Origin of the sequence: uncultured Nocardioides sp. (assembly GCF_902805925.1) — a bacterium.
In the GTDB taxonomy this organism is placed as follows: domain Bacteria; phylum Actinomycetota; class Actinomycetes; order Propionibacteriales; family Nocardioidaceae; genus Nocardioides.
This window is the reverse complement of record NZ_CADCUP010000188.1, coordinates 1-4,340: the sequence shown is the minus strand read 5'-3', so window position 1 is coordinate 4,340 and position 4,340 is coordinate 1. Positions and strand designations below refer to the sequence as shown.

Genomic DNA, 4,340 nt, shown 5'->3' with positions numbered 1-4,340 from the left:
CACGGTGAGGGACTTGTCGACCGGGATCAGGAACTCGTCGGCATCGAGGTTCAGCACCCAGTCGGCACGGTGCTCGGTGCGCGCTCGGCGGGCCATCCTGGTCACCACGTCGCGCTGCTGCTTGCGGTGCTCGTGGTCGTGGAAGAGCTCGATGCGACCGGTCTCGGCATACGCCTCGAGCACCTCGGTGGTGCCGTCGAGGCTGTGGTTGTCGGTCACGACGAGCCGGTCGATGCCCTGGGCGAGGTGGTGCTCGACCATCGCGGCGACGATGTCGACCTCGTCCCGCACCATCAAGGTGCCGATGATCCTCATCCTGCGGGGGCTCCTTCGACTGCCTGGCCCGTCCTCGGTTCCACCACCGCACCCTAGTTCACGGGTGGACGGGGCCCGGTCGTTCACCTCGGCGAAACATGGCCGGCGCACTCGTTGCACGCTCGCAACACCCGGCGCCGCGGGCGGAAACCTCGGGACCGCACAGTTTCTGCCACTGGACCGGGACCGGCCCCGCGACAGCGTCGTCGCCGCCGGGCCCGTGCCCTCCGTGCGAACGATCACGAGGTTGAGACACATGGATACTGGCGACACCGCCTGGGTGCTCACGTCGGCGGCACTCGTGCTGCTGATGACTCCCGGCCTGGCACTCTTCTACGGCGGCATGGTCCGCTCCAAGAGCGTCCTGAACATGATGATGATGAGCTTCTCGGCGCTCGCGGTCGTGACGGTCCTCTGGGTCCTCTACGGCTACTCGATGGCGTTCGGCGACGACGTCGCGGGTGGTCTGGTGGGCAACCCCGGTGACTACCTCGGCCTCGCGGGGCTGATGGACCCCGACGCGCTGGTCTTCACGGTGCCGAGCCTGGCCTTCGTCGGGTTCCAGGCGGTGTTCGCGATCATCACGGTGGCGCTGATCTCCGGCGCGATCGCCGACCGGGCCCGGTTCGTGCCGTGGCTGGTGTTCACCGCCGTCTGGGCCACGGTCGTCTACTTCCCGGTCGCGCACTGGGTCTTCGCCTTCGACGGCGTCACCGGCGCCGACTTCGTGGGCGGCTGGATCGCCAACGACCTCCAGGCGCTCGACTTCGCCGGCGGCACCGCCGTCCACATCAACGCCGGTGCGGCGGGCCTCGCGCTGGCCCTGGTGCTGGGCCGGCGCAAGGGCTTCGGCAAGGAGGCGATGCGCCCGCACAACCTGCCGCTGGTGATGATCGGCGCGGGCCTGCTGTGGTTCGGCTGGTTCGGCTTCAACGCCGGGTCGGCCATCGGCGCCAACGTGTTCGCCGCCGTCGCCTGGGTGAACACGCTGTCCGCCACGGCCGCCGCCGTGATCGGCTGGCTCGTCGTCGAGCAGGTCCGCGACGGCAGGCCCACCTCGCTGGGTGCGGCCTCCGGCATCGTGGCCGGCCTGGTCGCCATCACCCCCGCGGCCGCCTCGGTCAACCCGGTGGGCGCGCTCGTCCTCGGCCTCGTCGCGGGCGTGCTCTGCGCCCTCGCCGTGGGCCTGAAGTACAGGCTCGGGTACGACGACTCCCTCGACGTCGTCGGCGTCCACCTCGTGGGCGGCCTCTGGGGCACCATCGGCATCGGCCTCCTGGCCACCGCCAGCGCCCCGGCGGCGGTCGACGGTCTGTTCTACGGTGGCGGGGTGGACCAGCTCTGGCGCCAGGTCGTGGGTGCGGTCGCGGTGCTCACGTTCTCCTTCGTGCTCACCGTCCTCATCGGCCTCGCGATCTCCAGGACCATCGGCTTCCGCCTCGACGAGGAGCTCGAGGTGGAGGGCATCGACGGTGCGGAGCACGCGGAGTCCGCCTACGACTTCACCAGCAGCGGCGGCGGGGGCCTCGGGCTCGCCTCGGGCCACCTGGCCGCAGCGACGGCTCCGGCGCCCGGCCGCACCGGCTCCTCGAGCCCGACGAGCCCCACCAGCAAGGAAGGTGCCAACGCATGAGGCTCATCACCGCGGTCATCAAGCCGCACAAGTGGGACGACGTCCGCGAGGCCCTCGAGACCTTCGGCGTGACCGGGATGACCGTCTCCGAGGTCAGCGGCTACGGCCGCCAGAAAGGGCACACCGAGGTCTACCGCGGCGCGGAGTACGACATCGCCCTGGTGCCGAAGATCCGCATCGAGATCGTGGCCGACGACGCCGACTCCGACGACATCGTGGGCATCGTCGTCAAGACGGCCCAGACCGGCCGGATCGGCGACGGCAAGGTCTGGGTGAGCCCGGTCGAGACGGTGGTGCGGGTGCGCACCGGCGACACCGACCACGCAGCCATCTAGCGCCGCGCACCCGAGACGCCCCGGCCGCCCGTGGTGGCCGGGGCGTCAGGTCGTCCCGGGCGACCGACACCACGCCACGACCGTAGGACGGAGGTGCACCAGGCATGACCGCAGCAGAGAGGTCGGCGCGTGCCGCCGCCGCCGACGCCCTGTGCGCCTGCGCCTACGCGCAGGCCGGGCTGCCCGACGTGGGCGCCGCCCTGGTGGCGGTCGGCGGCTACGGCCGGGGGGAGCTGGCGCCGTACTCCGACCTGGACGTGGTGCTGGTGCACCACGACGCCCTCGACCTCGACGCGGGGGCCGCCGGGATCTGGTACCCGCTGTGGGACGCCGGGGCCCGGCTCGACCACGCCGTGCGCACCGAGCAGCAGATGCTGGAGGCCGCCGCGGGCGACGTGAAGGTGGCTCTCGGCCTGCTCGACCTGCGCCACCTGGCGGGCGACCCGAACCTCACGCTCCGGCTGCGGACGACGATGCTCGCGGGCTGGCGTCGCGACGCCCGGGCCCGGCTGCCCGAGCTGCACCGCATCGTCCGTCAGCGGCACGCCCTGGTCGGCGAGGTGGCCCACGAGTCCGTCCCCGACATCAAGGAGGCGGCCGGCGGCCTGCGCGACGCCACCGTCCTGCGGGCGCTGGTGGCCACCTGGCTGGTCGACGTGCCGCACGTCGCCCTGGAGCGTGCCCGCCAGGGGATGCTCGACCTGCGGGACCTGGTGCACGAGGTGTCCGGCCGCCCGACCGACCGTGTCGCCCCCGAGGTGTGGGGCGAGCTGGCCGACCGCCTCGGCCTCGACGGCGCCGAGGCGGCCCAGGTCGCGCTCCGGGAGACCGGACGCCGGATCGCCCACATCCACCGGCTCACGTGGCGGCGCGTCGAGGGGGTGCTCGCCCGGCCGGTGTCGGTGGCGGGCGTCCGCCGTCCGGACCTGCAGCGCGTGGCCCCCGGGGTGGCGCTGTCGGCGGGGGAGGTCGTGCTCGACGGCCGGGTGGCGCCGGCCGAGGACCCGCTGCTCCTGCTTCGTGCCGCGGCGGAGGCGGCCGAGCGTGAGGTCGCGCTGTCGCCGACCACGGCGTCCCGGCTGGTGCGGGAGTCGCCGCCGGTGCCGGAGCCGTGGCCCGCCGAGGCGCGCGACCTCCTCGTCCGGCTGCTGGCCGCCGGCCGGGGGCTGCTGGGGGTCTGGGAGACGCTGGAGGAGACCGGGGCCGTCGACCGGGTGCTGCCGGAGTGGCAGCGCATCCGCCTGCTGCCGCACGCCTCGGCGATCCACCGGTTCACCGTCGACAGGCACGTCGTCGAGACCTGCATCGAGGCCGCCGCGCTCATCCGCACCGTCTCGCGGCCCGACGTGCTGATGGTGGCCGCCCTGCTGCACGACATCGGCAAGGGCGAGCTGACCGAGCACAGCGTGGCCGGCGAGCCCGTCGCCCGGCAGGTCGCGACCCGGATGGGCTTCGACGCGGCCGGCACCGACCTCGTCGCCACGCTCGTGCGCTGGCACCTCCTGCTCTCCGGCGTGGCCACCACCCGGGACCCCGACGACCCCGCGACCATCGCGCGGATCACCTCGCGCATCACCTCGCCCGAGGCGTTGTCCCTGCTGTTGGCGCTGACCGAGGCCGACTCCCGCGCGGCGTCGGCGAAGGCCTGGTCGACGTGGCGGGCCGGGCTGGTCCACCGGCTGGCCGCGCACTCGCTGCGGGCGCTGGAGTCGGGGGAGCAGCCGACCGGTGTCGTGCGTGACCCCGTCGACGTGCCCGACGACGTACGCCGCGGCGCCACGTCGATCGCCGTGCTCGACGTCGACGACGGGGTGCGGGTGCGGGTCGTCGCGCCCGACCGGGTGGGGCTGCTCGCCGACGTGGCGGCGATGCTCGCGCTCCAGCGCACCTCGGTGCGGGGCGCGCGGGCGTGGACGCAGGACGACGTCGCGGTGTCGGAGTGGGACGTCTCGGACACCGCTCTCGAGCCCGCCGTGCTGCGTCAGCGGCTCGAGTCGATCACCTCCGGCCGCATCGACCCCGCGCAGCGGCTGCGACCGGCCGACGCCACCCGGGAC

4 protein-coding genes are annotated in these 4,340 nt (G+C 73.6%); 3 read left to right on the top strand and 1 reads right to left on the bottom strand.

The annotated features are described in order from the left end of the window. On the bottom strand, positions 1–315 hold a 315-nt coding region (locus QZX64_RS13675), incomplete at its 3' end, for a glycosyltransferase family 2 protein (protein WP_295660861.1). Between the two features lie 256 nt (positions 316–571). Between QZX64_RS13675 and QZX64_RS13670 the strand changes: the two genes are divergently transcribed. The 3 genes from QZX64_RS13670 to QZX64_RS13660 all read left to right on the top strand — a co-directional run. Beyond that, positions 572–1,948, top strand: coding sequence for an ammonium transporter (locus tag QZX64_RS13670; protein ID WP_295660859.1), 1,377 nt, complete (start codon positions 572–574; stop codon positions 1,946–1,948). Beyond that, complete coding sequence (locus tag QZX64_RS13665) at positions 1,945–2,283, top strand: P-II family nitrogen regulator (RefSeq protein WP_295660856.1); 339 nt, start codon at positions 1,945–1,947, stop codon at positions 2,281–2,283. Before QZX64_RS13670 ends, QZX64_RS13665 begins: the two co-directional genes overlap by 4 nt. A gap of 104 nt (positions 2,284–2,387) precedes the next feature. Next, positions 2,388–4,340: [protein-PII] uridylyltransferase (locus QZX64_RS13660; protein WP_295660854.1), on the top strand; the 1,953-nt coding region annotated here is incomplete at its 3' end.

What these genes read in the sequence shown, in the direction of transcription:
- QZX64_RS13670 (WP_295660859.1), top strand. Translation starts at nt 572, where the DNA reads ATGGATACTGGCGACACCGCCTGGGTGCTCACGTCGGCGGCACTCGTG.
- QZX64_RS13665 (WP_295660856.1), top strand. Translation starts at nt 1,945, where the DNA reads ATGAGGCTCATCACCGCGGTCATCAAGCCGCACAAGTGGGACGACGTC.